This window comes from Leucobacter iarius, from assembly GCF_039530105.1.
Taxonomy (GTDB): Bacteria; Actinomycetota; Actinomycetes; order Actinomycetales; family Microbacteriaceae; genus Leucobacter; species Leucobacter iarius.
Window position 1 is genome coordinate 40,765 of sequence record NZ_BAAAOB010000003.1, and the last position, 25,664, is coordinate 66,428.

Below are 25,664 nucleotides of genomic sequence, written 5' to 3' on the forward strand. Positions count from 1 at the left end.
CGGCTCAGGCCACGGGAGCGACGAGTGCGCTGCGGAGCCGCAGAAGTTCGTCCGCTGAGAGCCCGCCGGACCGCAGGTAGGTCCCCGCGTCGCCGTGCTCCCGCTCGACCCAATCGAGGGCCGCGCTGATCGCGCTCGCGGGCGACTTCGTGGCGAGCTCCTCGAGCTTCGGGGTCAGCGGGATCCCGGTGGCGGAGATGTAGCCCAGCAGCGTCTGCGCGAAGGGCCCGGCGAGGTTGCGCTCGGTGAGCGCGTAGTCGGCGACGATCGTCTCGCGCGGGACACCGGCGACCGCGAGCAGCAGCGCGGCTGCGATGCCCGTGCGGTCCTTGCCCGCGGTGCAATGGAAGAGCACGCCCGGGCGGTCGGTTCCGGCTGCGTCGACGACGGCGCGGGCCAGGGTCGCGAACTGCGCGGGGCTGCTGGCGAGGATCGAGAGGTAGAGCTCGTCGAGCGTCGGAACGGTGTCGAGCAGCGCCGCGATCCGTTCGGGGTCGATGCCCGCGCCGCTCGACCGCCCCTCGGCGGGCATCAGGCTCTTGGCCATCTCGTCCATGGCGCCGCCGAGCACCGGGAGCGCCATGAACTCGACGCTGCCGTCCTCCGGCAGCGAATCGGCCGATCGGGCGCGCTCGTGCTCGGTGCGCAGATCGACGACGGTGCCGATGCCGAGCTCGGCGAGGCCGGCGAGACCGGCGTCGGTGAGCCCCGCGAGCGCATCGGCTCGGAAGAGCACCGGGGCGATCCGTTCGCCGCGCTCGGTCGGGAGACCGCCGAGACCGCGGGCATTGTGCGTGACCGGAAGAACGTCTGTGAGGTTCATGTGCACCAGCTTTCGTCGCTGGACTCAGCCTATCGATTGAGGCTCGAGCCGCGGAGTTCAGGGATACTTGACCCCATCATGACCGAAACGAAGCGACCGGGGTACCGGACGGCGGAACCGTTGCCCGTTCGACGGAGCGGGGTGGATCGCGCGGTCGACCTGGGATTCGCGGTGCTGCTCCTGGTCTGCGGGCTGCGCTACTTCTCGCGGCACGAACTCGCGGGCGAGGGGATCCTCGTGCTGCTGCTCGCGATCGGCACCGGCGCGAGCTACGCGGCCGCGGTCCTCGGGCGCGGGAGCGTCGGGACCCGCCAGTCGGCGGGATTGCTGCTCGCCACGGCCTTCTGGCTGCCGCTCACGATCATCGCCCCGTCGTTCGGCTGGTGCGCGTTCGCGCTGTTCGTCGCGGTCCATCGCGTGCTGCGGGGCCGGGCGGCGCTGTGGCTCTCGGCCGTGATCGTCATCGCGGTGAGCCTCGGCCTGCTCATCATGTCGAACGGACAGGACCCGGGGCTCGTGCTCGGTCCGTTCTTCGGCGGGCTCGTGCTCGCGTCGGCCTACGCCGCGCTCGATCGCGCGCTGTCGGAGCAGCGCCGCCTCAACCGCGAACTGCTCGAGGCCCGCGAACGGCTCGCGCGCAGCGAACGGGAGGCGGGGGCGCTGGCCGAGCGCGGGAGGGTCGCGAGCGAGCTGCACGACACCGTCGTGCAGCGGACCGCGAGCGCGCTCCTGCTGCTCGAGACCGACGGACTGCGGCCGGAGGGATCGTCGTCGTCGGTCGAGGAGGCACGGGAGACGCTGCGCGAGGCGCTGGTCGAGACCCGGCAGCTGCTGCACGGCCTGGCCGATCCCCGCGAGACCGCGGCCTCGCTCACCTCCGCGTTGAGCGCGCAGGCGACCGCCTCGGGCGCCGGATTCGAGGTCGTCGGAGACGAACGGTCGGTGCCCGAGGCGGTGGCGCACGCCCTGCAGCGGATCGTCCAGGAGGCGCTGATCAACGCGCGGAAGCACGCCGCCGCGGGGACCGTGCGAGTGACGCTCACCTACTTCGCCGGCGAGGTCGGCGTGGACGTCTCGGACGACGGCAGGGGGTTCGATTCGGGCGGCGACGGCGACGGCTTCGGACTCCGCGCGATGACCTGGCGCGCGGAGAGCCTCGGCGGGACCCTCACGATCGAGTCCGGGCCCGGACGGGGCACGGTCGTCGCCGCGATCCTGCCGACCCCGGACGAAGGAGCTCCATCGTGATCCGGATCCTGCTGCTCGACGATCACCCGGTGCTCCGCCACGGGCTGAGCGCACTGCTCGGCACACAGCCCGATTTCGAGATCGCGGCGGAGGCGGGCTCGGCCGATGAGGCCGTCGACCTCGCGAGCCGTGGCGGGATCGATGTCGCGCTCGTCGACCTCGATCTCGGCGACGACCTGCCCGACGGGATCGCGGCCACCCGCGGCATTCTGCGGGCCAGCCCGGGGACGCACGTGCTCGTGTTCACCGCCTACGATTCCGACGCGGACATCGTGCGTGCGATCGACGCGGGAGCCGCCGGTTACCTGGTCAAGGACAGCCGCCCGGCGGAGCTCTTCCGGGCGATCCGATCCGCTGCCGCCGGGGAGGGGGCGCTCGCCGGTCGGATCTCGGAGCGGCTGCGCGACCGCAGCAGGCACCCCGACGACATCCTCACCGCGCGCGAACTCGAGGTGCTCGCGCTCGCGGCATCGGGGCTCTCAAACCGGGAGCTCGCGCAGGCGCTGGTGGTCAGCGAGGCGACGGTCAAGACGCACCTGCACCATGCGTTTACGAAGCTCGGAGCCGAGAACCGTCAGGCCGCGATCGCCATCGCGGTGAAGCGCGGGCTGATCCGGATCTGAGCCGGTCCCGGTTCCGAGCGGGTGGCTCCGGCGCGGGTCACACTCCGGCGGACGGCACTACCGGGGTTCGCCGTCGCGACCGCAGCGATGTGCGGGTGATGTGGGCGAGATCGGCGGTGAGCGCTCCGACCTTGGTCCCGATGCAGAGGCTGAGGAAGATCATCGGTGCGGACGCGAGAGCCGACGCGTCGAAGCTCGCCAGCGCCACGAGGCCGACGGTCCCCGGTACGAGCAGCAGGAAGGCGGACTGGAACGACACGGTCGCGGGAATCGCGAGGGTGAGGCGCTCGAGTGCGCGAGCCGCGACGAACAGCAGCGCAGCGGTGAGGCCGGTCGCGACGGCGTTCCCGAGCACCGGGGTGAGGAGCACGAGGACCGCGTAGGTCCCCGTCATCACCGCGGCGCTCACGAGCGTCAGGCGGAGCCCGGCTCCGAACGCGAGACCGATGCCGACGGCGAGGAGGACGACCCCGATCCAGGAGAGCCAGAGCGGCGGCAGCGCCTCCCATCCGGAGCGTTCGCTCACGGAGTGGGCGGCTTCGGCGACGAGCGCAGCGGATCCGGAATCGATCCTGAGCCCGGTGAGGTGCGCGCCGGCGAAGACGCCCGCGGCCATGAACGCGAGCATGATCAGGCCGTACATGAGACGCGAGGCGCCCGTGACGATGTCGGTGGAGGTCAGTTCGAGGAGACCGTTGGTGATGATCGCGCCCGGCACGAGGATGGCGATGGGGGCGCAGACCGCGAACAGGGGGACCGGGCCGAGCTCCAGCCAGCCGGCGAATGCACCGACGGCGACCGTCGAGACGAGAGCCGAGACGAACGGGGCGATGGCGGCGGCGGACCGGACCCGCGACATGGCGTTGGTGATCGTGCCGACCAGTGCGCCGACGAAGAACGCCAACAGGATCGCCCACCACGGGCAGCGCACGAGAGCTGCGAGACCCATCGAGAGGATGGCGATCCCGATGATGTTCGTCGCGGCGGGCAGACGCTCGCGGATCGAACGGATCTCGGCGATGCGTCGCGGTGCGTCGGAGAGCGTCTGGCGTCCGGCCTCCAGATCCCGGGCGAACCGGTTCGCGTGGGCGGATTGCCGGAAGGAGAGCGGTTTCGCCCCGGCGTACGCGATGCTCGTGGACGCCGAGACGCCCGCGCGGCTGACGAGTACGAGCTCGGGCAGCACCGCGAAGCGGAGATCCGAATCGGTGCCGCTGCGTCGCTGCACCTGCTCGAGGGAGCCGCGCACGTCGGTCACGGAGGATCCTCCGTCGAGGAGGAGCGCGCCGAGCTCGCCCAGCACGATGTCTTCAGCCACCCTCAGCCCTGTTCTCCCGGAGCCGCAGCGGCTCTGCCGATGCTGCGATTCTAGCGGTGCGGGTGAGCTTCAACCGATCGGTTGATGCTCGGTCGGTGCGTCGATTCCTAGCGTGGAAGGTGTCGCTGAGCCCCATCGGCTCCGACCTGTCCCCGGATCGAATCTGCAAAGGAACCCGCACATGATCGCTCGCCCCTCGTCCTCACGCGGATGGATGCTCGCCGCTACGACCGCGACCGTCGCCGCGGCCTGCCTGCTGCCCGCGGGCGCGGCGCTCGCCGTCGGCGGCCCGTCCCCGACGACCGCGGTGTCGGCGCTCGCTCCCGCCGCCTCGACGCCCACCGACGTGCTGGCCTCGACCCCGTGGGTGACCTCGGGTGCCGTGGACCAGGACGGCAACGCGGTGGCGCTCGACGACCCGCGCGCGGCGAACTTCGTCGGCAACGCGTACTTCAAGGCCGACGGCACCTACACGATGTTCAACCTCGACGACTCGCCGAAGCTCCGCGGCGACTGGACCGTCGCGGCCGACGGCTCGTCGCGCTGGATCAACGCCAAGGACACCGCGGGCAACGTGCTGTTCGAGCGCACCGTGCCGATCGTCACCCTCACCGGCGCCGAGTTCACCTATCGGGTCGTCGATGCGACGGACGCGAGCAAGTGGGTCGATATCGTGCACACGCCCACCACCCATGTCGAGCCCGGCACGGAGGCGGCCGTGATCGCCACCGCGACCGCGGCGCTCTCCGCGACGCCGTGGGAGACCACGAGCTCGGTCGATCAGGCCGGCAATCCGGTCGCGCTCGACGATCCGCGCGCGGCGAACTTCGTCGGCAACGCCTACTTCACGGCCGACGGCACGTACACGATGTTCAATCTCGACGACTCGCCCAAGCTCCGCGGCGACTGGGAGATGCGCGTCGTCGGCGGCCAGCTGGTGCGTTGGATCAACGCGAAGGACGCCGACGGCAACGTGCTGTTCGAGCGCGAGGTCCCGATCGTGAAGCTCGACGGTGCCGAGTTCACCTATCGCGTCGCCGGTGCCGGCGGTGCGTACGTCGACATCGTGCACACGCCGACCACCCACGTCGAGCCGGGCACCGTCGACCTCGCCGCCGCGACGGCGGCGCTCGCGGCGACTCCCTGGGAGACGACGGGCGCGGTGGACCAGGACGGCAACCCGGTCGCGCTCGACGACAGCCGCGCAGCGAACTTCGTGGGCAACGCCTACTTCACGGCCGACGGCACCTTCACCATGTTCAACCTGGACGACAGCCCGAAGATGCACGGCGACTGGGAGATGCGCGTCGTCGACGGCAAGCTCGCACGCTGGATCGCGGCGAAGAACGATGCCGGCGCGGTGCTGTTCGAGCGGATCGTGCCGATCGTCGCGCTCACCGACGCCGAGTTCACCTACCGGGTCGTGGACGCGAACGACGCCTCGAAGTGGGTCGACATCGTCCACACTCCGACCGCGCACCCCGAGCCGGGCACCGGGAACGGCGGTGCGAACGGCGGGAGCAACGGCGGTGCGAACGGCGGGAGCAACGGCGGTGCGAACGGCGGAAGCAACGGTGGAGCGAACGGCGGAAGCAACGGCGGCGCGAACGGCGGAAGCAACGGCCAGGGCAGCCAGAACGGGTCGAATGCCGGGTCGAACGGCGGCGGCAACGGCTCGGGCGAGAACGCGCAGGGCGCGAAGGATCGCCTCGCCGTGACCGGCGGTCAGTCGGCGGTCGCCGGGATCGTGGCGGCGGCGATCGCGGCGATCACGGGCGGCGGACTGCTCGGCGGTCGCGTCCTGATGCGGCGCCTCCGCGGCTGATCGCGGTGCTCGGCCCGCTCTTCCGGAATCGCGTCCGGGGAGCGGGCCGAGGCGTTCGCTCGAGCTACGCGCTCGGCCGGCGGGCCGCCCGTCGGTCGAGGATCCAGCCGGGGAGCATGACCAGCAACCCGGCGGCCGAGCCGATGACCGTCTCGACGAACCGCTCGACGAGAATCGGACCGTCGAGGGGGATCACGAACGACAGGCTGGCGAACACCATGACGGTGATGAAGACCAGTCCCGCGGCGTAGGCCCGCACGACGAAGAGCTGGGTGAAGAACTGGCAGACGACGATGATCGCGATCACGGCGGGAGCTCCGAGCTGCAGCGGCTCGAGCAGCCAGACGACGACCAGCCCGACGGCGGTGCCGATCACCCGCTCGATCGCGTGCCCGGCCGACGGTCGGGCACGCGCGGGTGCGATCACGCACACGACCGTGAGCACCGCCCAGTAGGGACGCGAGCCGCCGAACGCCGACGCGAGGGCGTAGGCGAGGACCGCGCCGGCCAGGTTCTCGGCGACGCTGCGCCACACTCGGGAGTCGCGCAGCGCTGAGAAGTCGACGCGGGGAGTGCGGTTCAGATCCTTGAAGAACGGGCGGGCCAGAGCGTGCGACGCACGCGCGTGCCCCGGCCACGCGCGCCGGACCGCCCAGCCCGAGAGGCTGATCAGCCAGGCGAGCACCGTGGCCCCCGCAGCGACCGCGATGCGGAGCAGGATCTCCGACCCCGACCCCGGAACCGGGATCGCCGTGCAGACGAGCAGGGCGATGATGTGAAAGAACGGGGGAGTCGGGATCAGCCCGATCACCACGTTCGCGGGCACCGCGACCGCCAGCATGATCAGGGTGGCGGCACCGATCGCCGCGATCGGTGCGTCGGCCGCGGAGAGCAGGATCCCCGTGCTGATCGCCACGAGGATTCCGATCCCCGCGAGACCGACGGTCCGGGCGCGCACCCGATACGGCTCGTTGAATCCGAAAACCGCGCAGAACGACCCGAACATCGCGTACGAGGCGAGGTCGAGGCGTCCGAAGAGCGCGAGGGCGCAGAGCGCGATGCCGAGCGAGAGCGCGGTGCGCAGTGCGACCTCCGCGCCGTGCGCGCGGGGGAGCCACTTCTGGATCTTCTGACGCGTACTCACCCGTCCATTCTTCCGTGAACGTGCGGACGAGGGGACCGGACAGGGAGCCGTTTGCGTTGTGGCCGGTAACCGGTTACAGTGTATCTGGGATCGCGGTTCGGCGATCTCCAGTCGTGAGGCCTCAACCCCCCCTGGGGCTCCGGCAGGGTGGCCCATGCGTGGCGACGAGGACCCCAGTCTGCATATCCGCATGGGCCACCATTCTTCGGGGACTACCTCCCGGTGGCGCCTTCGAAGGTCTCGGCCAGCGCTCGCAGGTGTGCGCGGCTGAGGGCTCGTGCGCGGTCCGGGTCGCGGTCGGCGATCGCCTCGACGAGGCGGGCGTGCGCGTCGTGGTCCGCGTCGTCTCCGAATGCTCCTCGGGTGCGCAGCATCTCGATCATCGCGTCGCGCAGGCGGGGGGTGAACCCGTCGAAGAGCTCGGCGAGGATGGGATTCTGGGCGGCGGCGACCACGCTGCGGTGGAAGCCGGTGTCGGCATCGACGTGCGTGGCGAGCTCGCTGCGACGCTCCGCGCGCAGGCCCAGGGCTCGGCGGATCGCGCGGAGCTCGCCCGGGGTGCGGCGTTCTGCGGCGAGCGCCGCAGCCTCGCTCTCGATCGCGATCCGCGCTTCGATCACCGCGACGATGTCGCTGCGGCGGACGACGGTGTCCCAGCCCTCGGGGGCGTCGAGGGCGGTGACGAACACGCCCGATCCCTGCCGGGAGGCGAGGACGCCGCGGCCGGCGAGCTGGCGGATCGCCTCGCGGACGGTCGAGCGGCCGACGCCCAGCTGCGGGGCGAGCGTCGTCTCGCCGGGGAGCTTCTCGCCGAGGGTCCATTCGCCCGAGCGGATCCGTTCGAGCAGCAGTTCCGCCGCCTGATCGGCCAGGGGGGTGCGTTTCACCTGGGCCATGATCTTCTCATCTCTTCTGCTTGTCTGAGGAGTTGTGATATTCTCGGCGCATGACGTTCCACGGGTTCCTCCTTCTTCGCCGCCGCGGCGGGGACCTGTGCGATCGGCGTCCCGCTGCGGAGTGATGCGCCGATCGACCAGACCGATCGAAGAAGGAAGCCCAGACGCCATGTCCACGTCAACATTCAACCGCATCGATACGCCCGCCGGTCCCGTACCCGCCGATGCGCCGCCCTGGAATCGGCAGCGCCGCTCCCAGATGCCCTCGCACCGTTACCGCGACGCCTACGCCAGGGTCGAGGTCCCCGAGCTCGAGCGCGAGTGGCCGCGCCGTCGACTCACCCGCGCGCCCCTGTGGGTGCCGGTGGATCTGCGCGACGGGAACCAGGCGCTCGCCGAGCCCATGGATCCGGAGCGCAAGCGCCGATTCTTCGAGCTGATGGTGGCGATGGGGTACACCGAGATCGAGGTCGGCTACCCCTCGGCGTCCCAGACGGACTTCGACTTCGTGCGACTGATCGCCGATGCGGGGATCGCGCCGGCCGATGTGACCGTCGTGGTGTTCACGCCGGCGAGGCGCGACCTCATCGAGCGCACCGTCGAGTCGATCCGCGGGATCTCGAACCCGATCGTGATCCACATGTACGCGGCGACGGCGCCGACCTGGCGGGAGTCCGTGCTGCGGAAGGGGCGCGCGGAGCTGAAGCGCATGATCCTCGACGGCGCTCGTGATCTGCTGGAGCTCGCGGGGGAGCTGCCGAACGTGCGGTTCCAGTTCTCGCCCGAGGTGTTCAATCTCACCGAACCCGACTACGTGCTCGAGATCTGCGACGCGGTGACCGAGCTGTGGGACGCGACCCCCGAGCGGCCCGTGATCCTGAACCTGCCGGCCACGGTCGAGATCGCATCGCCGAACGTGTACGCGGACCAGATCGAGTACATGCACCGCCACCTCGCGCGCCGGGAGGGTGTGATCCTGTCGGTGCACCCGCACAACGATCGCGGCACGGGCATCGCCTGCGCCGAGCTCGCGGTGCTCGCCGGGGCGCAGCGCGTCGAGGGGTGCATCTTCGGGAACGGCGAGCGCACGGGCAACGTCGACATCGCGACCCTCGCGCTGAACCTCCACGCGCAGGGTGTGGATCCGATGATCGACTTCTCGGACATCGACGAGATCAGGCGCACGGTGGAGTACTGCAATCGGATCGAGGTGCATCCGCGGCACCCCTACGTCGGGGATCTGGTGCACACGGCGTTCAGCGGGACCCACCAGGACGCGATCCGGAAGGGGTTCGCGGAGCACCGATCCCGGGCCGCGGCGGAAGGGCGGTCCGAGCGCGAGATCGCGTGGCGGGTGCCCTACCTGCCGATCGACCCGGCCGACATCGGGCGCAACTACGACGCGGTCATCCGGGTCAATTCGCAGTCCGGCAAGGGCGGGATCGCCCACCTGCTCGAGTCTGAGTACGGGATCGAGCTGCCGCGCCGGATGCAGATCGACCTGGCGCGGCATGTGCAGCTGCACGCCGATGCGACCGGCACCGAGGTGACCGCGGCCGAGGTCCACCGGATCTTCCAGCGGGTCTATCTCGGTGCGGAGGCGGCGGGCCGGAGGGTCGAACTGGAGGAGTACGAGGTCGCGGAGGCCGCGGGAGCGGCGCGAGCACGGATGTCGATCCGCGTGGGGGAGGCCCGCTCCGTGCACGAGCGGACCGCCGAGGGCCCGGTCGAGGCACTCGTGTCGGCGCTCGCCGAGCGGGGAACCGCCCTGGAAGTGCTGGAACTGCACCAGGCCAGCGTGCGTTCGGGGAGCGACAGCGAGGCGCTCACGCTCATCGAGTACCGGCATGCCGGAGAGACCGGCTGGGCCGGCGGGCGGGCGGAATCGGTCCTCTCCGCGAGCCTCGCGGCGGTGGTCGCGGCGGCGAACGCGATCGGCTCCGGATCCTGAACGCACTCACCGGACGTGTAGCTTCGTCTGCTGGGCTGGAAGTCCGAACACCGACAGAGAGGGGCGAGCATGGGCATTCTCGATGACGCCAAGGAGACCATCGGCCAGGCGGCCAAGCAGGCCGGCCGCGCAGTGGAGGACACCGTCGACAAGGTGAAGGACAAGGCCGAGGAGTTGCAGGCCGAGGCCGAGGTCAAGAAGGCGGAGGCCGAACGCGACTCGGTGAAGGCCCGCAACGAGGCCAAGGATCAGCTCCGCGACTGAGCCCGATCGTGCGAACACCCCCGCTCCCGTTTTCGGGAGCGGGGGTGTTCTGCGTTCTCGGGTCGTCCCGAGGATTTCACCCGCCGCTATTCTTTTTGCTCGAATCGCTTGACAGGCGGCGCGGTCGTTCAATAGTGTCTGTATGAATCAAGTCACGAGAGGGAGGTGCGTAAGATGCCTAAGTTTGATATCAAAGTTCCATTTGTCGGGAACTCCTTCGGCTCCGTCGCTCCCCGTGGCTCCTTCTGCCGCACGGCAGATTAGGTCGACCGTCGCTCCGCTTTCGGGGCCGCGAGACGACTCGTCACCGAGATCGGCTGTGAACCGTCGGGTTCCGTGATCCCGGGCCTTCCGGCACTCGCCTGACTCCTCCTGCGATTTCGTGCGGAGCGAGGGGCGGCATCGGATCGGACGTCGGTGAGCTCCCGCTGACCGCGCGGGCGCCCCGCTCGATCGGGGCGTCCGCGCCGGGGCCCTGACCCGGCTCGCCGGGTCCCCGGATCGAATCTCGAATCGATGATCCGATCCGGCGAATTCGCTGTTGCGCGATTTCGCCGACCCGAAAAGGGTCTATTCGTCGCGCCAAATTTCAAATATTCCACGCATTCTTCGAAAGAAAGTCACGATCGTGAATTCCACTCTCCTCACCACCGATCGACCCGCTGAGCCGCTGCCGGCTGTGCGAGCGGTCGAACCCGATCGCGCCCTGCCTCGGCGGGGCGTCGCGACACCGGAGGCCTGTTCGGGCACCGAGTCCGCCCGGCTCCGGGCGCTCGAGCTCCGGGAAGCGCAGCTCGCCGCGCAGCGAGCGCGCGCCGAGCACGAAACGCTCCGCGTCGGCTACGCACCGAGCCTGCGCCTCTTCTGATCCGAACGGTCCGACGGCGCGGCGCCGGGGATCGTCACCGGGAACGGCGAAGGCCCGCTCGGGAACCATGGGGTTCTCGAGCGGGCCTTCGCCGTTCCCGCGCGGTGCGCGTCAGCCTCAGTGCGATCCACCGGGCGGGCCGGCGGTGAGGAGGATCGCGTAGAGGGCGACGATCGCGAGCAGGATCAGCGCCGCGAGCACCCACGGGCGGTGCAGGAACCAGCGCATGAGGCGGTCGTACCAGCGAGCGTCCCGAGGGTCGTCGGTCTGCTCCAGGCGCCAGGAGCCGGCGAGGCGGCCCGAACGGTGCAGCCAGATCTCCGCGGGGATCGTCGCGTAGGGGATCACCGCGCTCGCGATCGCGAGGATCGCGACGCCCGGGTTCCATCGCTGATGGATCGCGACGAGGATCGCCATCGCGCCGTAGGACAGGAAGATGAAGCCGTGGATGCCGCCGGCGATCGTCACCACCACCGGGTCGACGCCCGAGGCCCGGGCGATCAGCGCCCCGATCAGCAGGGTCCAGGTGATCGCCTCGGCGATCGCGAGCGAGCGGAACAGGCGGGCTGGTGCGGTGAACAACGGGGCTCCTCGAGTCTCGGCAGTACCCCCACGCTATCCCGCCGAGCCGTCCGATCCTCACGAACCGCTGGGAAGCTCGACACGCGATTGATTGACACTTGACAACCATTTACTGCGGTGTCACTATTGATCGCTCGCAAGCAATTGCACGCCAGTGTCGGCGCCCGTCCCGCGCCAGCGGTGCCGGGCGTCGACCGTTTCCGCACCCCCATCAGAAGGACTGGCAATGTCAGAAACCTCAGCGCAGGCACCGGCCGCTCAGGCCGGCGCGGCCGATGCGCCGAAGCCGATCATGTCGCACCGGCAGATCCTGTTCGTCATCTACGGCCTCATGGCCGGCATGTTCCTGTCGTCGCTCGACCAGACCATCGTCGGTACGGCCATCCGCACCATCGGCGACGACCTGCACGGGCTCGATCAGCAGGCCTGGGTGACCACGGCCTACCTGATCACCTCGACCATCTCCGTGCCGATCTACGGCAAGCTCTCCGACATCTTCGGACGCCGACCGCTCTTCATCTTCGGCATCTCGGTGTTCATCCTCGGCTCGGTGCTGTCGACGTTCTCGACCTCGATGATCATGCTCGCCGGGTTCCGCGCCTTCCAGGGCATCGGGGCGGGCGCGCTCATGTCGCTGCCGCTCGCGATCATGGCCGACATCCTGGCTCCGCGCGAGCGCGCCAAGTACCAGGGCTACTTCTTCGCCGTGTTCGGCGTCTCCTCGCTCATCGGCCCGCTGGTCGGCGGCCTCTTCGCGGGTGCCGACCAGATCCTCTGGATCGCCGGTTGGCGCTGGGTGTTCCTCATCAACCTGCCGATCGGCATCATCGCGCTCGCGATGGTCATCGCCTTCCTGCACCTGCCCAAGGTCGCGAAGCACGAGAATCCGCGGATCGACTGGTGGGGTGCGACCGCGGTCATCGTCGCGCTCGTGCCACTGCTGCTCGTCGCCGAGCAGGGACGCGAGTGGGGTTGGGCATCCGCGGGTGCGATCGCCTGCTACGTGATCGGCGGCGTCGGTGCGATCGCCTTCGTTCTCATCGAGATCGCGATGAAGAACGACGCGATCATCCCGATGCGCCTGTTCCGCTCGAACCCGTTCTCGATGGCGACCGTCATCGGCGTGCTCGTCGGCTTCGGCATGTTCGGCGCCATGATGACGATCCCGCTCTACATGCAGATCGTCATCGGGCTGAACCCGACCGAGTCGGGCCTCGCGATGCTGCCGATGGTGCTGGGCCTCATGATCTCCTCGATGGCCGCCGGCCAGATCACGGCGCGCACCGGGCAGTACGGTTTCTTCCCGCGCACCGGCACGATCGTCACCGCGGCGGGCTTCCTGGTGCTCGCGTTCGTCACCGACACGACTCCGGTCTGGTACCTCATGGCGGGCATGTTCGTGGTCGGCCTCGGCCTCGGCCAGCTCATGCAGTCGCTGACCATGGCGAGCCAGAACGCGGTGGAGGCGCCCGACATGGGCGTCGCGACCAGTGCCGCGACCTTCTTCCGCCAGATCGGCGGCACGCTCGGCACCGCGATCATGCTGTCGGTGCTGTTCACGCTGCTGCCGACCAACATCCAGCACGCGACCGCCGATCGGCACACGCTCGACGCCGGGCTCAATGCCGCCCTGAACCCCACGGTGGCGAGCGCCCCGGCGAACCGGGCGATCATGGACCAGATGTGGAACCCGATCGTCGACCCGGTCAAGAAGAACGTGCAGGCGCAGCTCGATGACGGCTCCGCGAAGGCGAAGGCCGCCGCGGGCGAGGCCGTGACGAAGGCGGTCACCGAGAAGGTGCAGCAGGGCGTCTCCGCCGGAGCGATCCCCGCGGAGGCCGCGCAGGCGGTCATCGACCAGCAGGTCGCAGCGGCCACCCCGGCCGCAGAGGAGCAGGCGCTGCAGGCGGTCGCCGACAAGGCGCACGCCAGCGTGGTCGACGGCAAGGTGTCGGTCGACTGGAGCAACGCCTCGCAGCGCGACTACTGGAGCGGGCAGCTCTCGAAGACCCTCTCGAAGGAGATCGACAAGAAGGCCTCGGGCGGGTCGAACGGGTCCAGCGCCTCGACGAGCGACACCTCGTTCCTCAACGGCGCCGACTCGCGGCTGAGCAAGCCCTTCATGGTGGGCTTCACCGAGGCCATCGTCGTGATCTACTGGATCGGCTTCGGAGTGCTGCTGCTGGCCTTCGTGCTCAGCTGGTTCTTCAAGGCCCCGCCGCTGCGGCGCACCTCCGCGCTGCAGGAGCAGGCGGACGCCGCGGGCAGGACCGAGACCGGGACCATTCGGGTGCAGAGCGCCTGAGCGCGGCTCCGGCTCGCACCGAGGGGCAGTGGATCGCGGATCCGCTGCCCCTCGGTGCGTCCGGGGTGCGGTGTTCGGCGCATGACCTTCGATATGGGTTGCGAATCTCTCGTTTGACAACCGGATCAGTTGCGATATGCTCAAATGGCTGGCGTAACCGCGTGCAACGAGGCGGGTCCGAAGCGACTTCTCAGCGGGCCGGCAATCATTTGGAGTGATACCCGTGACCGCGACCGGCCACATCTCCGACGCCCCGGCGTCGACCCGTCCCACCCACCAGCTGCGCTTCTTCCAGCGACGTCCTCGGCTGCGCCGCTTCGTCTACGTCGCGGGCTACGAGGGGCTCAGCGTGCTCTGCACGGTGCTCGTGCTGAACAGTCTGCTCGGCCACGGCGGCGGGCAGTCCACGTTCACCGCGATCCTGTTGTCGACCACGGCGACCGTGTGGAACTACATCTGGAACACGATCTTCGAGAACCTCGAGCGCCGCATCGGGGCCGAAGGGCGCGGACCGGCCGCCCGCGCGATCCACGCGATCGGTTACGAGGGCGGTGCGCTGCTGTTCACGGTGCCCATCGTGACGATCGTTCTGGGCGTGACCCTGCTCGAGGCCGTCGTGATCGAGGCCAGCATGCTGGTCTTCTTCCTCGTGTTCACGGTCGTCTACGCCTGGGTGTTCGACCGCGTCTTCGGTCTGCCCGCCTCTGCGCTCGGCGGCGAGGCCGCGTGAACTACGATGGGTCGGCGTGACGCCGACCCCGTCCGAGCTGCCCGCGCCCTGGACGGACCGCGGAGACGATTTCGTGCTGCGGATCATCGCGGTGGACCTCGGGGCGCTCCTCGCTCCACGCCGTCTCGCGGTCTGGGGCGGCGTGATCCTCGCGGCGCTGCTGCTCGCGGCGCTGCTGCTCGCGCTCGTGATCGGGCTCTCCGGAGGGGACTGGGGGGCGTTCGGAACCGCCGTGTTCATCGGGGCGTCGATCGGCATCGTGATCTACCTGGCGACGCTGCGGACCCGGAGGCGCGTCCTCGAGTTCGTCCTCGGTCCCGACGCCGTGCGCGTCGGGACCGAGGACGATGGCAGGTCCGGCGGCACGACCGCGATCCCGTACCGGGAGCTGCACCGGCTGCTCATCGTCCATGACGGCGCACCGACGCGGATCCGTATCGCGACCGCCGCGGGGACTCGGCGCTGGACGATCGGTCAGCACTATCGGCACAACAGCGTCGAACCGTTCATCGACGAGCTGCCTGGGCTGCTCGTCGAACGCCTGCGGAACGCGGGGCTCGTCGGCGGAACCGCGGTGCGGCGCGGGGTTCGCGTCACGGAGTGGCGTCCGCGGCGCCGGTGACGCGCTGCTTCGGCCGGGTGAATGTCGGTGGCCCCGCATACCCTGCGCTCATGGGACGAATCATCTTCGACACGGCGACCGCACTCAACGGCTGGATCGCGGACCGCGACAACTCGCTCGACTGGCTCTTCACGGTCGAGAACGGCGACGCGCCCGCCGACGGGCTCTGGCCCGCCGGCGCCCGGGTGCTCGTCGAGGGATCGACCACCTACGAGTGGGTGCTCGAGCACGAACGGCTGCTCGAACAGCCCGAACGCTGGGCGGAGCTCTACGGCGACAAGGTCACCTTCGTGTTCACCTCGCGCGAGCTCCCGATGCCCGCGGGCGCCGATGTGCGCTTCCTCTCGGGCGACGTCTCGGCGGCGCTGCCCCAGATCCGTGCGGCCGCGGGCGAGGGCGACATCTGGGTGGTGGGCGGCGGCGAGTTGGCCGGTCAGTTCCTCGACGCCGGCGCACTCGACGAGATCGCGCTCTCGGTCGCGCCGGTCGCGCTCGACGGCGGCGCACCGCTGCTGCCGCGGCGCCTCGACGCCGACCGGCTGCACCTGCGCACGGCGCACGCGGTCGGCCAGTTCGCCCGGCTCGTCTACGACGTGCGGCCGGTCACGGGCTGACCGCTCTCGGCGGGTTCGCCGTGAGCGTGCGCATTCCGGTTCCCAGTCCCGCGCGGCGAGCGTAGGGTGAGGGCATGGCACGCATCGTGATTTTCGGAGGACACGGCAAGATCGCGCTGCTCGCGGCGCCCCTGCTGACCGTGCGCGGCGATACGGTCACCGCGGTGATCCGCAACCCGCAGCACGCCGCGGAGGTCGCGGCGACGGGGGCGATCCCGCACGTCGCCGACGTGGAACAGCTCGATGCGCACGGCATCGCCGAGATCCTCGTGGGCCACGACGCCGTCGTGTGGTCGGCCGGTGCGGGCGGGGGCGATCCCCGGCGCACGCTGGCGGTCGATCGTGACGCGGCGATCCGTTCGATGGAGGCGGCGCAGCTCGCGGGCGTTCCCCGCTACGTCATGGTGTCGTACTTCCGGTCCTCGCCCGAGCACGGCGTCCCACCCGAGAACTCCTTCTTCCACTACGCGGAAGCCAAAGCCGCGGCCGACGAGCACCTGCGCGCGTCGGCTCTCGACTGGACGGTCCTCGGCCCCAGCGCGCTCACGCTCGGCGAAGCGACCGGGCGCATCGACGCCCGCGCCACCGAGTCCGGCGAGGTCTCCCGCGCCGACGTCGCCGCCGTGATCGCGGCGACCCTCGCCGACCCCTCCACGGTGCGCAGGACGATCCGCTTCAACACCGGGCAGACGCCGATCGCGGAAGCGCTCGGCGCGGCCGAATAGCGGGGTCCGTTCCGGCTGAGCGCTCGGCGACCGCCCTTACTCAGCGGGCCAGTCCACCGAGTCGTCGTACTCCGGGTGCTTGCGCAGCCAAGCGGCGACGTAGGGGCACAGCGGCACGATCCGCTTGCCCGCGGCACGAACCTCGGCGAGCGCCTCCGAGACGAGACGCGAGGCGAGACCCTGCCCCGCGAACTGCGGGAACGTCTCGGTGTGCACGAAGAGCAGCCGCTGCCCGGCGTCCCGGGGCAAGTATTCGGTGAAGCCGGCGAGCTCTCCGCCGACCGTGATCGCGTAGCGGCGCTGCTCGGGCTGGTGCACGACGCGGACCTCGGCAGACGCCTCGGCGTCTGCGCGCTGCGGTTCGGGCGCGGTGTTCGGATCCTGGACCATTGCGGCTCCCTTCGAGACGATGCTGCCGGCGGGCGCACCCGGCTGAGCCCGTGGAACCAGACGGGTGAGCGGCAGCACCGGAGCGGGGAGCGGCGGCTCCGGCTCTCCGTCGGGCAGCCCGAACGGGTCGTCCGGCGCAGCGCCCTCGATCGTGCGCTGCCAGTCGGCGCGCGCCCGCTCCACCTCCTCGTGGGTGCGTCCCACGAAGTTCCACCACATGACGATCCGCTCGGGGAACGGCTCGCCGCCGATCACCAGGATCCGCGCGCCCGAGTCGCCCGCGCGCACGCGCAGGACGGCCGCGCCGACGGGGGAGAACCCGAGCTCGTGCGCTTCGAGCGGGTGCTCCGGATCCGATGCGCGGTCCACGGCCGCTCCGTCCGTGCCGCCGTCCGCGGCGCCGCGCGCGAAGCGCACGGAGCCCTGATCCACGAGCACGCCGTGCTCGTGCGCGGGATCGACCGGCAGATCGATCGAAGCACCCGCGTCGAGAGTGATCTCCGCACCGATCAGCGGCGTGTGCGTGGGGACGGGGGACGTCTCGCCGAGCAGTGATCCGAGGAACACGCTCGCCCGCCACCCCTCGCCCGTGCGCACGGGAGGGGCGTAGTGGTCGAACCGTCGAGCGCCGTGCCGGGCGGCCTCGGGGAGCGCGATCCAGAGCTGCGCCCCGTGCAGCACCGAGGTGTCCGGGGTCGAGCGTTCGGAGTGGCTGATGCCGCTGCCCGCGGTCATGAGATTCAGCTCGCCGGGACGCACCATCGCGTGGGCGCCCGAACTGTCGCGGTGCTCGATCTCTCCCGTGAACAGCCAGCTCGCGGTCTGCAGACCGGTGTGCGGATGCGCGGGCACGTTCATGCCGCCCGTCGCATCGACCGCGTCGGGGCCGTAGTGGTCGAGGAAGCACCAGGCGCCGATCAGCGAGCGCTGCCGCTGGGGCAGCGTGCGGCGCACGGTCATCGCGCGGACGCCGCCGAGCGGGACCGCTCGCGGCTCGAGCACCTCGATGCCCGCGGGCGCGGGCCCGGCGGTGCAGACCCGATCCAGGGGTTCGGGATCCTGGTCGCTCATGCGGTGCTCCGTTCTGTTCCTGCGCGCGCTGCCGCGCCGTCGTCCGTTGCGTTCGACCCGGTCAATCGGGGATCGATCCCGCGGGGACCGGTCACGCCCGGGCCGCGATGTCGCGACCCGCCGCTCTTCCCGAGAACAGGCAGCCGCCCAGAAATGTTCCCTCGAGCGCGTTGAACCCGTGCACGCCGCCGCCGCCGAAGCCGGCGGCCTCGCCGACGGCGTACAGGCCGGGCACGACGGAGCCGTCCGCGCCGATCGCGCGCGAACCGAGATCGGTCTGGATCCCGCCGAGCGACTTGCGGGTGAGCACGTGCAGCTTCACGCCGACGAGCGGCCCGGCCGCGGGATCGAGGATCCGGTGCGGCGCCGTCGTGCGGGTCAGCCGGTCGCCGAGGTAACTGCGCGAGTTCCGGATGCTCATCACCTGGGCGTCCTTCGAGAACCGGTTCTCGATCTCGGCGTCGCGTTCCCGCACCACGCGCGCGACGGCGTCGGGATCGAGCAGCGGTTCGTCGGTGAGGCCGTTCATCAGCCCGACCAGTTCGGGCAGGGTCTCGGCGACGACGAAGTCGGGGCCGCGGTCGAGGAACGCCTGCACGGGGCCCGGGGCGCCGCGCCCGACCCGGGTCTTGATCAGCAGCTTGCGGTCGCGGTTCGTCACATCGGGGTTCTGCTCCGAGCCCGACAGCGCGAACTCCTTCGCGGCCATGCGACTCGTCACGATGAACCAGGAATGATCGTGCGGGGCGATCGCGGGGTCCGTGCGGAGCATCCGCAGGGTGCCGAGCGTGTCATGGCCGGGGAGCGCCGGGGGAGGCAGCCGCCGCCCGAGCGCGTCGAGCCAGAGGGGCGACGGGCCGGGCAGGATCCGGATCGCGTGCCCGGGCCAGACCGGGGCCCAGTTGCGCACGCCCTCCGTGTAGTGCCACATGCGGTCGCGGTTCACGAGCCGGGCGCCGGCCTCCTCGGCGATGCCGAGCATGCGCCCGTCGACGTACGCGGGCACTCCGGTCACCATCTCCCGCGGCGGGGTGCCGAGTCGTTCGGGCCAGTACCGGCGCACGAGGTCGTGGTCGCCGCCGATGCCGCCGCTCGCCACGACGACGGCCCCGGCGCGCAGCTCGAAGTCTCCGACGCGGTCGCGATTGGACTCGGTGCCGCGGGCCCCCGTGTGCGGCGCGAGGATCGTCCCGGCGACGCCCACGACCGTGCCGTCCTCGACGAGGAGCCGGTCGACCCGGTGCCGGTGGCGGATCTCGGTCGTCCCGTGCTCCACGGCTTCGAGCGCGGACGCGACGAAGGGGTTCACGACGCCGGTGCCGGTGCCCCAGGAGACATGGAACCGGGGTACCGAATTGCCGTGCCCGCCCGCGCGGAGGTCGCCGCGCTCGGCCCAGCCGACCATGGGGGTGAGGTCGATCCCCGCCTCGCGGATCCAATCGCGCTTCTCGCTCGCCGCGAACTCGACGTAGGCCCGTCCCCACTTCGCCGCCCAGCCGTCCTCGGGCGCGGAGCCGTCATCGCCGGGTGCGAGACGGTCCCACTGCGCGCTGCCCTGCCAGTCCTGCCAGGCGAGGTCGAAGGAGTCGCGCACGCCGAGGCGGCGCTGCTCGGGGGAGTCGACGAGGAAGAGCCCGCCGAACGACCACCAGGCCTGCCCGCCGAGGTCCTGCGCGCCCTCCTGGTCGAGGATGAGCGTGCGCAGTCCCGCCCGCGCGGTCTCCCGCGCCGCGACCAGGCCGGAGAGCCCGGCCCCGATGATGATGACGTCAGCGTCCATGGCCCGAGTCTAGGAGCAAAGCGTGGGCGGTGGGCGATCGAGGACCGCCCACCGCCCACGGCTCGTCGGAGGCGGCTACTCGACGAGCTTGCCCTGCACCGAGTCGTCGGCGTCGGCGTACGCGAGCTCGCGGAACGAGTCGGGGGCCTCGGGCAGCGCTTCGAAGACCGGGCCGTCCTCGGGGGTCCAGACGAAGTTGCCGCGCAGCGCCTCGCTCTGCTCCGGGAAGTCGGAGCGGTTGTGGCAGCCGCGGGTCTCGCGTCGCTCGACCGCGCACTCGAGGGTGGCGCGTGCGGCGAGGAGGGAACCGGCCAGGTCGAACGCGTGGGCGAGGTCGTCGAAGCCGGCGATGTCGGGGTGGGCCGTGACCCGGGAGGCGCGGTCCTCGAGCTCGGTCAGCTTCGCGAGGCCGGCGTTCAGGCCCGCCTCGCTGCGGACGACGCCCGCGTGCTCGGTCATGAGGTCGCGCACGGCGCGCTGCAGCAGGCGCGGGCTCTCGGCGTCGGCGTCGGCGGCTCGAGCGGTGCGGCCCGAGGGGTCCTGGCCGAGCAGTCGCTGCATCTCGGTCCGGGCCTCGGCGACGGCGGCGGGGTCGCGGTGCACGTCGGTGATGCCCGAGACGTATTCGGCGGCGTCGGTGCCGGTGATGCGGCCGTAGACGAGCAGTTCGATGAGGGAGTTGCCGCCGAGGCGGTTCGCGCCGTGGAGGCCGCTCGACGCCTCGCCGATCGCGTAGAGGCCGTCGACGCCCGTGCCGTGGTCCTCGGGGCGCACCCAGACGCCGCCCATCGAGTAGTGCGCGGTCGGGGCGATCTCGATCGGCTGCTCGGTGATGTCGAGCATCTGCAGGTCGATGAGGTTGCGGTAGACGCGGGGCAGCTTCGAGAGGATCTGCTCGCGGGGGAGGTGGGAGACGTCGAGGTAGACGCCGCCCTTCTCGGTGCCCCGCCCCTCGGTGATCTCGGTGTAGCTCGCGAGCGCGACGCGGTCGCGCGTCGAGAGCTCCATGCGCTCGGGGTCGTAGCGCTCCATGAACCGCTCGCCGAGGGCGTTGCGCAGGATCCCGCCCTCGCCGCGTGCGGCCTCGGAGACGAGCAGGCCGGCCGCGTCCGCGGGCTCGAGGATGCCGGACGGGTGGAACTGCACGAGCTCGGCATCGCGGATCTTGCCGCCGGCGAGCGCGGCGAGACGGAACGAGTCGCCGGTGTTCTCGTCGCGCCGGGAGGAGGTGTTGCGCCAGATGCGGGTGTGGCCGCCCGCGGCGAGGATCACGGCGTCGGCATGGATGACGACGGTGGAGCCGTCGACGATGTCGAAGCCGTAGGCGCCGAAGATGCGGCCGTCGCTGACGAGCAGCCGGGTGATGTAGACGGTGTCGATGATGGGGACGTTCAGTTCCCGTGCGCGGCGCATGAGGGTGCGCTGGATCTCGAGGCCGGTGTAGTCGCCGGCGTACGCGGTGCGGCGGTACTTGTGCGCGCCGAAGAAGCGCTGGCTGATGCGGCCGTCGGCCTCGCGCGCGAAGGGCATCCCCCAACGCTCGAGGTCCTCGATGCCGCGGGCAGCGTTTCGGGTGACGACCTCGACGATGGCCGGGTCGGCGAGGAAGTACGACTCGCGGAGCGTGTCGGCGGCGTGCTGCTCCCAGCTGTCCTCGGGGTCCATGGTGCCGAGCGCGGCGTTGATGCCGCCCGCTGCGAGCGTGGTGTGCGCGTCATGCGCGCGGCGCTTGCCGACGGCGAGCACCTGCACGCCGCGCTCGGCGAGTTCGATCGATGCGCGGAGGCCGGCTCCGCCGGTGCCGATGACGAGGACGGAGGTGGCGAGGATGCGCTCGGTGCGCGTGCCGGAGGCGGGTGTCGTGTTCATGGAACTCACGCTAGGTTCGCTCGCGTGATTACTCCAATGAATAGATTTCATAATGACGATGCGCGTAGGCTATCGCCATGAATCTGGAGCAGTTGCGCGGTTTCGCCGAGGTCGCGCTGACGGGGCACTTCACGCGCGCGGCGGAGCACCTGCACCTGGCGCAGCCTTCGCTGAGTCGTCAGATCGCGACGCTCGAGTCCGATCTCGGTGTGGAGCTGTTCCATCGGGCCCGAGGGAACGTGACGTTGACGGCCGCGGGGGAGCGGCTGCTGCCGATCGCGAAGCGGATGCTCGCGGATGCGGAGGCGGCGCGCGGAGAGATGGCCGAGCTCGCGGGGCTGCGTCGGGGCCGGATCCGGCTGGGGGCGACGCCCACGCTCTGCACGAGCCTGGTGGTGGAGGTGCTGGTGGAGTTCCGGGAGCGGTATCCCGGGGTGGACGTCGAGATTCTGGAGCGGGGCTCGCGCAGCCTGATCGAGGCGCTCCTCGAGGGGACGCTCGACCTCGCGTTGATCGTGACGAGCGTCGGTTCGGGGGCGGCGCGCGCGGTGCTGGAGCGCGAAGCGGTGCTGAGCGAGCGGCTCGTGCTGGTGTCGTCCGCCGCGGAGCCCTCGCCGGTGCGGGGAGCGACCGCGACGCTCGAGGAGGTCGCGGCGCTGCCGCAGGTGGGGTTCCCCGAGAACTACGATCTGCACGCGTCGATGACGGCCGCGTTCCGCGTGGCGGAGCTGGAGCCGGTCACCGCGGTCTCGGGGGCGGAGATGGACGCTTCGCTGCGCTTCGTCGAGCGGGGCCTGGGCGTCGCGGTGGTGCCCGCGATGGTGGCGATCGAGCGCCCGGGGCTGCGCGCGATCCCGCTGGCCGGAGCGGAATTCTCGCGTACGGTCAGTCTGGCTCGGCGGGCCGATATGGCGCCGACGCACGCGGCCGGGGCGATGCGGCGAATGATCGAGGAGGTGGCGGTCTCGATCACGGCTCCCGGTGCGCCGGCCGCCCCGTTCGTCGCGCTGGAAGCGCGCGGACGGCGCTGAGCGGGGCCCGCGTGTCGCGGTGTTCGCGGGCGGAGAAACCCCCGGGATTCGTTTGATCCAGTACGGTTTCGGGCTCGTGCGGTTGGTTGCAGCTTCACGTTGAATCGGCGTCCGGCGAGTTTGGCATTAGCCTGGATCGGTGAGTACATCGTCTTTCTCTGCCCTGCCGCTGGCCGTACAGCGAATCGTGACCACGGGACTCGAGGGTGAAATCGACCAGATCAGGGGTCGCATCCGTACCGAGGAGCAGGCCTCCGCCCCGAATCGCGAGGCCATCGAGGCCTGGCAGAACGACATCAAGCGTGTCGACGAGCTGCTCGGTTCCTTCCAGGTCAGCAGCGGAGCGCACCGCCGCTGAGCGTTCGGCCCGCCCACGGTGAGGGATCGGCGCCCGGAGCCGTGACCTGTTCGTGCCCGTCGGGCGAATCGTCAGCCGGCGAGCCCGCGGGACACTGCGTCTGCGGCCGCACCGAGCAGCCCTGAACCGAGTACGACCGCCCAGGGCGGAACGCGACGTGTCGCAATGGTCGCCAGCGCGAGCATCGAGAGCGCGATCGAGGGGACCTGCGGAGCCCCGTCCGGGAACCAGGATGCGGCGATCGCGCCGACCAGTGCCGCTGCGAGCAGGCCGACGACGGCCGCAGTGACGGCTCGGAGCGCGCGGTGCACCGCTGCGAAGCCGCGGACCCGGGACCAGAAGGGCAGCACTCCGACGAGGAGCAGCGTCCCGGGCAGGAAGATCGCGATCGTGGCGACCGCAGCGCCGATCGCTCCGCCGGGAGGGATCGCGCCCGCCGCCCCGAGGTAGCTCGCGAAGGTGAACAGCGGTCCCGGTACCGCCTGTGCGGCTCCGTATCCGGCGAAGAAGCTCGACGGCGAAACGGTGCCGCCGTCCACGAACGCCGCTTGGAGCGTCGGCAGCACGGCGTGGCCGCCGCCGAAGACGAGGGCGCCGGCGCGGGAGATCGAGTCGATGCCCGCGAGGGCGGCACTGCCGCTGAGAGACGCAAGGACCGGCAGCGCGAACAGCAATCCGAAGAACAGGGCGAGCGAGGTCACCGCGGTGCCTGTTCTGAGGGGAGCCCGGAACGAAGCATCGTCCGATGCCGATCGCTCCGAACCGCGGTTCGGTCGACCGGTGCGCTCGGTGCGGCAGGCCCCGACGGCCCCGGCGACCGCGATCGCGATGGCCGGGGCGAGGGGATGCGGGAATGCGACCGTGCAGAGCATGGTGAGTGCTGCCAGGAGGAACCCGAAGCCACCGGCTGCGAAGGTGCGGGCCATGCCGACCACCGCCTGGACGATGATCGCGACCGCAGCTGCCCCGAGTCCGAGGAGCCAGCCGGTGCCGAGCGTCGCGGAGATGGCCGGCGCGCCGACCGCGAAGGCGGCCATGAGCACGGCGGAGGGCAGCGTGAAGCCGATCCAGGCTGCAATGAGGCCGCGCATGCCCGCTCGGTGCAGCCCGATTCCCATGCCGAGCTGGCTCGATGCCGGACCGGGGAGGAACTGGCACAGGGCGAGCAGTTCGCCGAAACCCACCTCGGTGATCCAGCGTCGTCGCACCACGAAAGCCTCGTGGAAGTAGCCGATGTGCGCGCTCGGTCCGCCGAACGAGGTGACCCCCAGGAGCAGGAAGACGCGGAAGACCTCGAACACGAACCCAGTCTGCACCGGATCGACCGAGCGGTGCGGCCGGCCAGCGCTCATTCACCGCGCGTTCACGGAGTCGAGAGTTATTCGGCTCCGGCGACGATGAGGCGCTCACGCTGCGATTCGAGAGGGTCGTGATCGGACCGCCCACTCGGCGACCGGGTCGAGCGTGAGGAAACGCTGGGCAAGGCGGACCAATGCGTGCTCGGGATCGAGCTCCAACGCCTCGTCAATGCGCCGCTCGGCGACCGACGGCATCCCGCAGAGCCACCAGAACCATCCGATGAGCGACAGGGGCCCAGCGCGCCACTCTGCGGGAAGCTGCGACGTCGCATCGCTCAGGATCGGCAGGACGGCTCGGAGACGAGTACGCATTCGAGGCGTCGAGACGATGTCGGATAGGAGGTTCCAGATCGACACTGCTTCGCCGCCGCCCCGTTCTGCGGCGGAGGTGCGATCGACGCAGGTCGCCGCGAGCGCCGACGCGCCATAGGTGTGCACGACGGAGTCGATGAGCACCCGGTCCGAGACGGCGACCATGGCGAACACGAACCATCCCTGCGGCGTCGAGACGGCCTGCGCGAACCTCGCGCACCACTCAGCGGTCGTCGCGAACCCGGGAGCCTCGGCTGCTTCGAGCAACTCGATGGTCTCGTCGGCCCAGGTTTCAGAGGCGGCCGGCGGCCAGGGCGCCCCGAGCCCGAGCTCCGCGCAACGCGCGGTGACCTCGGCGGCGAGGTCGGGCCGACACACGGGAAGGGCGCCGGGGTCGGAGGGGAGCTCGGCGGGATCGAGCCCCAGCGCCGCACGAGAGGCCTCGATCTGACTCAACGGACGCATCGCGCGTGCATCGGAACGCTCGAGAAACCCGATCCAACCGTCGGCGGCCATGCAGGCGAGTTCGCGGGGAAACCAGCCCGATCGTCGAAGCCGACGCAGGAGCTGATCGGCGAGCGTGCGGAATGGTGCCTCGCCGCGCAGCCCGAAACGCTGATCGGTCACGATGACCACCGCGGGTTCGCGATCGATTGAGCCGGAGCGTTCGAGCAAGGAGAGCACCGACTCCACAAGCGCGGTCGCGACGCCCGGCGTGTGTTCGCGGGGGAGTGGAATCCGAGCGGCGACCCCGGCGCGGGAACGCGCGAAGTCGACGATGAGCAGGCAATTGCGCGGCACCTCGCCGACCAGCCAGGGCAGGGCGGCGAGGAAGTCCGCGGTGGTGCGGCAGCGAGTGATCTGCGGGCCTTCGGGAGTGGGATCGGTATGCATGCCCTCGATCCTGGACGCGGGGAGTTCCGTCGGCTCGCCGATCCACAGGAGGACTCCGGGAGG

23 protein-coding genes are annotated in these 25,664 nt (G+C 70.7%); 13 read left to right on the forward strand and 10 right to left on the reverse strand.

Annotated features, from left to right (window positions below):
- Positions 1–4: 4 nt before the first annotated feature.
- Entirely contained in the window at positions 5–823 is an 819-nt protein-coding gene (locus ABD169_RS11860) for a tyrosine-protein phosphatase (protein ID WP_344032483.1), read from the reverse strand.
- 78 nt (positions 824–901) lie between these two features.
- Here ABD169_RS11860 and ABD169_RS11865 point away from each other — a divergent pair, with 78 nt between their 5' ends.
- Together ABD169_RS11865 and ABD169_RS11870 are read left to right on the forward strand one after the other, a co-directional pair.
- Positions 902–2,071: a sensor histidine kinase gene (locus tag ABD169_RS11865; RefSeq protein WP_344032485.1), complete on the forward strand. Its 1,170-nt coding sequence runs from the start codon at positions 902–904 to the stop codon at positions 2,069–2,071.
- Entirely contained in the window at positions 2,068–2,694 is a 627-nt protein-coding gene (locus ABD169_RS11870; protein WP_344032487.1) for a response regulator, read from the forward strand. Before ABD169_RS11865 ends, ABD169_RS11870 begins: the two co-directional genes overlap by 4 nt.
- A gap of 37 nt (positions 2,695–2,731) precedes the next feature.
- Here the strand turns inward: ABD169_RS11870 and ABD169_RS11875 are convergent, their stop codons facing one another.
- A complete protein-coding gene (locus ABD169_RS11875; protein WP_344032489.1) occupies positions 2,732–4,012 on the reverse strand; it encodes a threonine/serine exporter family protein in 1,281 nt (426 codons plus the stop codon).
- A 181-nt stretch (positions 4,013–4,193) separates the two neighbouring features.
- Here ABD169_RS11875 and ABD169_RS11880 point away from each other — a divergent pair, with 181 nt between their 5' ends.
- The gene (locus tag ABD169_RS11880) at positions 4,194–5,837 is read left to right on the forward strand and encodes a DUF4822 domain-containing protein (RefSeq protein ID WP_344032491.1); all 1,644 of its coding nucleotides are present in this window, start codon (positions 4,194–4,196) and stop codon (positions 5,835–5,837) included.
- Between the two features lie 64 nt (positions 5,838–5,901).
- Here ABD169_RS11880 and ABD169_RS11885 read toward each other — a convergent pair whose 3' ends face one another.
- Both ABD169_RS11885 and ABD169_RS11890 read right to left on the reverse strand, forming a co-directional pair.
- Entirely contained in the window at positions 5,902–6,981 is a 1,080-nt protein-coding gene (locus ABD169_RS11885; RefSeq protein WP_344032493.1) for an FUSC family protein, read from the reverse strand.
- A 212-nt stretch (positions 6,982–7,193) separates the two neighbouring features.
- Positions 7,194–7,877: a FadR/GntR family transcriptional regulator gene (locus tag ABD169_RS11890; protein WP_344032495.1), complete on the reverse strand. Its 684-nt coding sequence runs from the start codon at positions 7,875–7,877 to the stop codon at positions 7,194–7,196.
- Between the two features lie 169 nt (positions 7,878–8,046).
- On the opposite strand from ABD169_RS11890, the gene ABD169_RS11895 reads away from it, so the two are divergent.
- From ABD169_RS11895 to ABD169_RS11905, 3 genes are all read left to right on the forward strand, one after another.
- Positions 8,047–9,828, forward strand: coding sequence for a 2-isopropylmalate synthase (locus ABD169_RS11895; RefSeq protein ID WP_344032497.1), 1,782 nt, complete (start codon positions 8,047–8,049; stop codon positions 9,826–9,828).
- A gap of 69 nt (positions 9,829–9,897) precedes the next feature.
- Positions 9,898–10,092 (forward strand): hypothetical protein, encoded by a 195-nt coding sequence (locus ABD169_RS11900; RefSeq protein WP_344032499.1) that lies wholly within the window; start codon positions 9,898–9,900, stop codon positions 10,090–10,092.
- 541 nt (positions 10,093–10,633) lie between these two features.
- A complete protein-coding gene (locus tag ABD169_RS11905; protein ID WP_344032501.1) occupies positions 10,634–10,960 on the forward strand; it encodes a hypothetical protein in 327 nt (108 codons plus the stop codon).
- A gap of 117 nt (positions 10,961–11,077) precedes the next feature.
- On the opposite strand, the gene ABD169_RS11910 is transcribed toward ABD169_RS11905, so the two are convergent.
- The gene (locus ABD169_RS11910; RefSeq protein ID WP_046454063.1) at positions 11,078–11,542 is read right to left on the reverse strand and encodes a DUF3817 domain-containing protein; all 465 of its coding nucleotides are present in this window, start codon (positions 11,540–11,542) and stop codon (positions 11,078–11,080) included.
- Positions 11,543–11,768: 226 nt separating this feature from the next.
- Between ABD169_RS11910 and ABD169_RS11915 the strand changes: the two genes are divergently transcribed.
- From ABD169_RS11915 to ABD169_RS11935, 5 genes are all read left to right on the forward strand, one after another.
- The gene (locus tag ABD169_RS11915) at positions 11,769–13,847 is read left to right on the forward strand and encodes an MDR family MFS transporter (protein ID WP_344032503.1); all 2,079 of its coding nucleotides are present in this window, start codon (positions 11,769–11,771) and stop codon (positions 13,845–13,847) included.
- Positions 13,848–14,070: 223 nt separating this feature from the next.
- Positions 14,071–14,577, forward strand: coding sequence for a PACE efflux transporter (locus ABD169_RS11920; protein ID WP_344032505.1), 507 nt, complete (start codon positions 14,071–14,073; stop codon positions 14,575–14,577).
- A gap of 16 nt (positions 14,578–14,593) precedes the next feature.
- Positions 14,594–15,199 carry a hypothetical protein gene (locus ABD169_RS11925; RefSeq protein WP_344032507.1) on the forward strand — a complete coding sequence of 202 codons (606 nt, stop codon included), beginning with the start codon at positions 14,594–14,596 and terminating at the stop codon, positions 15,197–15,199.
- A 50-nt stretch (positions 15,200–15,249) separates the two neighbouring features.
- Positions 15,250–15,813: a dihydrofolate reductase family protein gene (locus ABD169_RS11930; RefSeq protein WP_344032509.1), complete on the forward strand. Its 564-nt coding sequence runs from the start codon at positions 15,250–15,252 to the stop codon at positions 15,811–15,813.
- A 74-nt stretch (positions 15,814–15,887) separates the two neighbouring features.
- The gene (locus tag ABD169_RS11935; RefSeq protein WP_344032511.1) at positions 15,888–16,538 is read left to right on the forward strand and encodes an SDR family oxidoreductase; all 651 of its coding nucleotides are present in this window, start codon (positions 15,888–15,890) and stop codon (positions 16,536–16,538) included.
- 36 nt (positions 16,539–16,574) lie between these two features.
- Here ABD169_RS11935 and ABD169_RS11940 read toward each other — a convergent pair whose 3' ends face one another.
- The 3 genes from ABD169_RS11940 to ABD169_RS11950 all read right to left on the reverse strand — a co-directional run bounded on the left by ABD169_RS11940 (position 16,575) and on the right by ABD169_RS11950 (position 21,648).
- Positions 16,575–17,999, reverse strand: a complete 1,425-nt coding sequence (locus ABD169_RS11940) for a bifunctional pirin family protein/GNAT family N-acetyltransferase (protein WP_344032513.1) — start codon at positions 17,997–17,999, stop codon at positions 16,575–16,577.
- A 91-nt stretch (positions 18,000–18,090) separates the two neighbouring features.
- Complete coding sequence (locus ABD169_RS11945; RefSeq protein ID WP_046454059.1) at positions 18,091–19,779, reverse strand: FAD-binding dehydrogenase; 1,689 nt, start codon at positions 19,777–19,779, stop codon at positions 18,091–18,093.
- Between the two features lie 75 nt (positions 19,780–19,854).
- A complete protein-coding gene (locus tag ABD169_RS11950) occupies positions 19,855–21,648 on the reverse strand; it encodes an FAD-binding protein (RefSeq protein ID WP_344032516.1) in 1,794 nt (597 codons plus the stop codon).
- 77 nt (positions 21,649–21,725) lie between these two features.
- Between ABD169_RS11950 and ABD169_RS11955 the strand changes: the two genes are divergently transcribed.
- On the forward strand, positions 21,726–22,679 hold the full coding sequence (locus ABD169_RS11955; protein ID WP_344032518.1) for a LysR family transcriptional regulator: 954 nt from the start codon (positions 21,726–21,728) through the stop codon (positions 22,677–22,679).
- A 187-nt stretch (positions 22,680–22,866) separates the two neighbouring features.
- Positions 22,867–23,037, forward strand: coding sequence for a hypothetical protein (locus ABD169_RS11960; protein WP_156174898.1), 171 nt, complete (start codon positions 22,867–22,869; stop codon positions 23,035–23,037).
- A 71-nt stretch (positions 23,038–23,108) separates the two neighbouring features.
- Here the strand turns inward: ABD169_RS11960 and chrA are convergent, their stop codons facing one another.
- Both chrA and ABD169_RS11970 read right to left on the reverse strand, forming a co-directional pair.
- Positions 23,109–24,389 carry a chromate efflux transporter gene (gene chrA / locus ABD169_RS11965; protein WP_344032520.1) on the reverse strand — a complete coding sequence of 427 codons (1,281 nt, stop codon included), beginning with the start codon at positions 24,387–24,389 and terminating at the stop codon, positions 23,109–23,111.
- A 54-nt stretch (positions 24,390–24,443) separates the two neighbouring features.
- The gene (locus ABD169_RS11970) at positions 24,444–25,601 is read right to left on the reverse strand and encodes a DUF4192 family protein (RefSeq protein WP_344032522.1); all 1,158 of its coding nucleotides are present in this window, start codon (positions 25,599–25,601) and stop codon (positions 24,444–24,446) included.
- Positions 25,602–25,664 lie beyond the last annotated feature (63 nt).

Bases quoted from the DNA above. Each gene is read 5' to 3' on its own strand.
- ABD169_RS11860 (WP_344032483.1), bottom strand. From the start codon at position 823: ATGAACCTCACAGACGTTCTTCCGGTCACGCACAATGCCCGCGGTCTC.
- ABD169_RS11865 (WP_344032485.1), top strand. From the start codon at position 902: ATGACCGAAACGAAGCGACCGGGGTACCGGACGGCGGAACCGTTGCCC.
- ABD169_RS11880 (WP_344032491.1), top strand. From the start codon at position 4,194: ATGATCGCTCGCCCCTCGTCCTCACGCGGATGGATGCTCGCCGCTACG.
- ABD169_RS11890 (WP_344032495.1), bottom strand. From the start codon at position 7,877: ATGGCCCAGGTGAAACGCACCCCCCTGGCCGATCAGGCGGCGGAACTG.
- ABD169_RS11895 (WP_344032497.1), top strand. From the start codon at position 8,047: ATGTCCACGTCAACATTCAACCGCATCGATACGCCCGCCGGTCCCGTA.
- ABD169_RS11900 (WP_344032499.1), top strand. From the start codon at position 9,898: ATGGGCATTCTCGATGACGCCAAGGAGACCATCGGCCAGGCGGCCAAG.
- ABD169_RS11915 (WP_344032503.1), top strand. From the start codon at position 11,769: ATGTCAGAAACCTCAGCGCAGGCACCGGCCGCTCAGGCCGGCGCGGCC.
- ABD169_RS11930 (WP_344032509.1), top strand. From the start codon at position 15,250: ATGGGACGAATCATCTTCGACACGGCGACCGCACTCAACGGCTGGATC.
- ABD169_RS11935 (WP_344032511.1), top strand. From the start codon at position 15,888: ATGGCACGCATCGTGATTTTCGGAGGACACGGCAAGATCGCGCTGCTC.
- ABD169_RS11940 (WP_344032513.1), bottom strand. From the start codon at position 17,999: ATGAGCGACCAGGATCCCGAACCCCTGGATCGGGTCTGCACCGCCGGG.
- ABD169_RS11945 (WP_046454059.1), bottom strand. From the start codon at position 19,779: ATGGACGCTGACGTCATCATCATCGGGGCCGGGCTCTCCGGCCTGGTC.
- ABD169_RS11950 (WP_344032516.1), bottom strand. From the start codon at position 21,648: ATGAACACGACACCCGCCTCCGGCACGCGCACCGAGCGCATCCTCGCC.
- ABD169_RS11955 (WP_344032518.1), top strand. From the start codon at position 21,726: ATGAATCTGGAGCAGTTGCGCGGTTTCGCCGAGGTCGCGCTGACGGGG.
- chrA (WP_344032520.1), bottom strand. From the start codon at position 24,389: ATGAGCGCTGGCCGGCCGCACCGCTCGGTCGATCCGGTGCAGACTGGG.
- ABD169_RS11970 (WP_344032522.1), bottom strand. From the start codon at position 25,601: ATGCATACCGATCCCACTCCCGAAGGCCCGCAGATCACTCGCTGCCGC.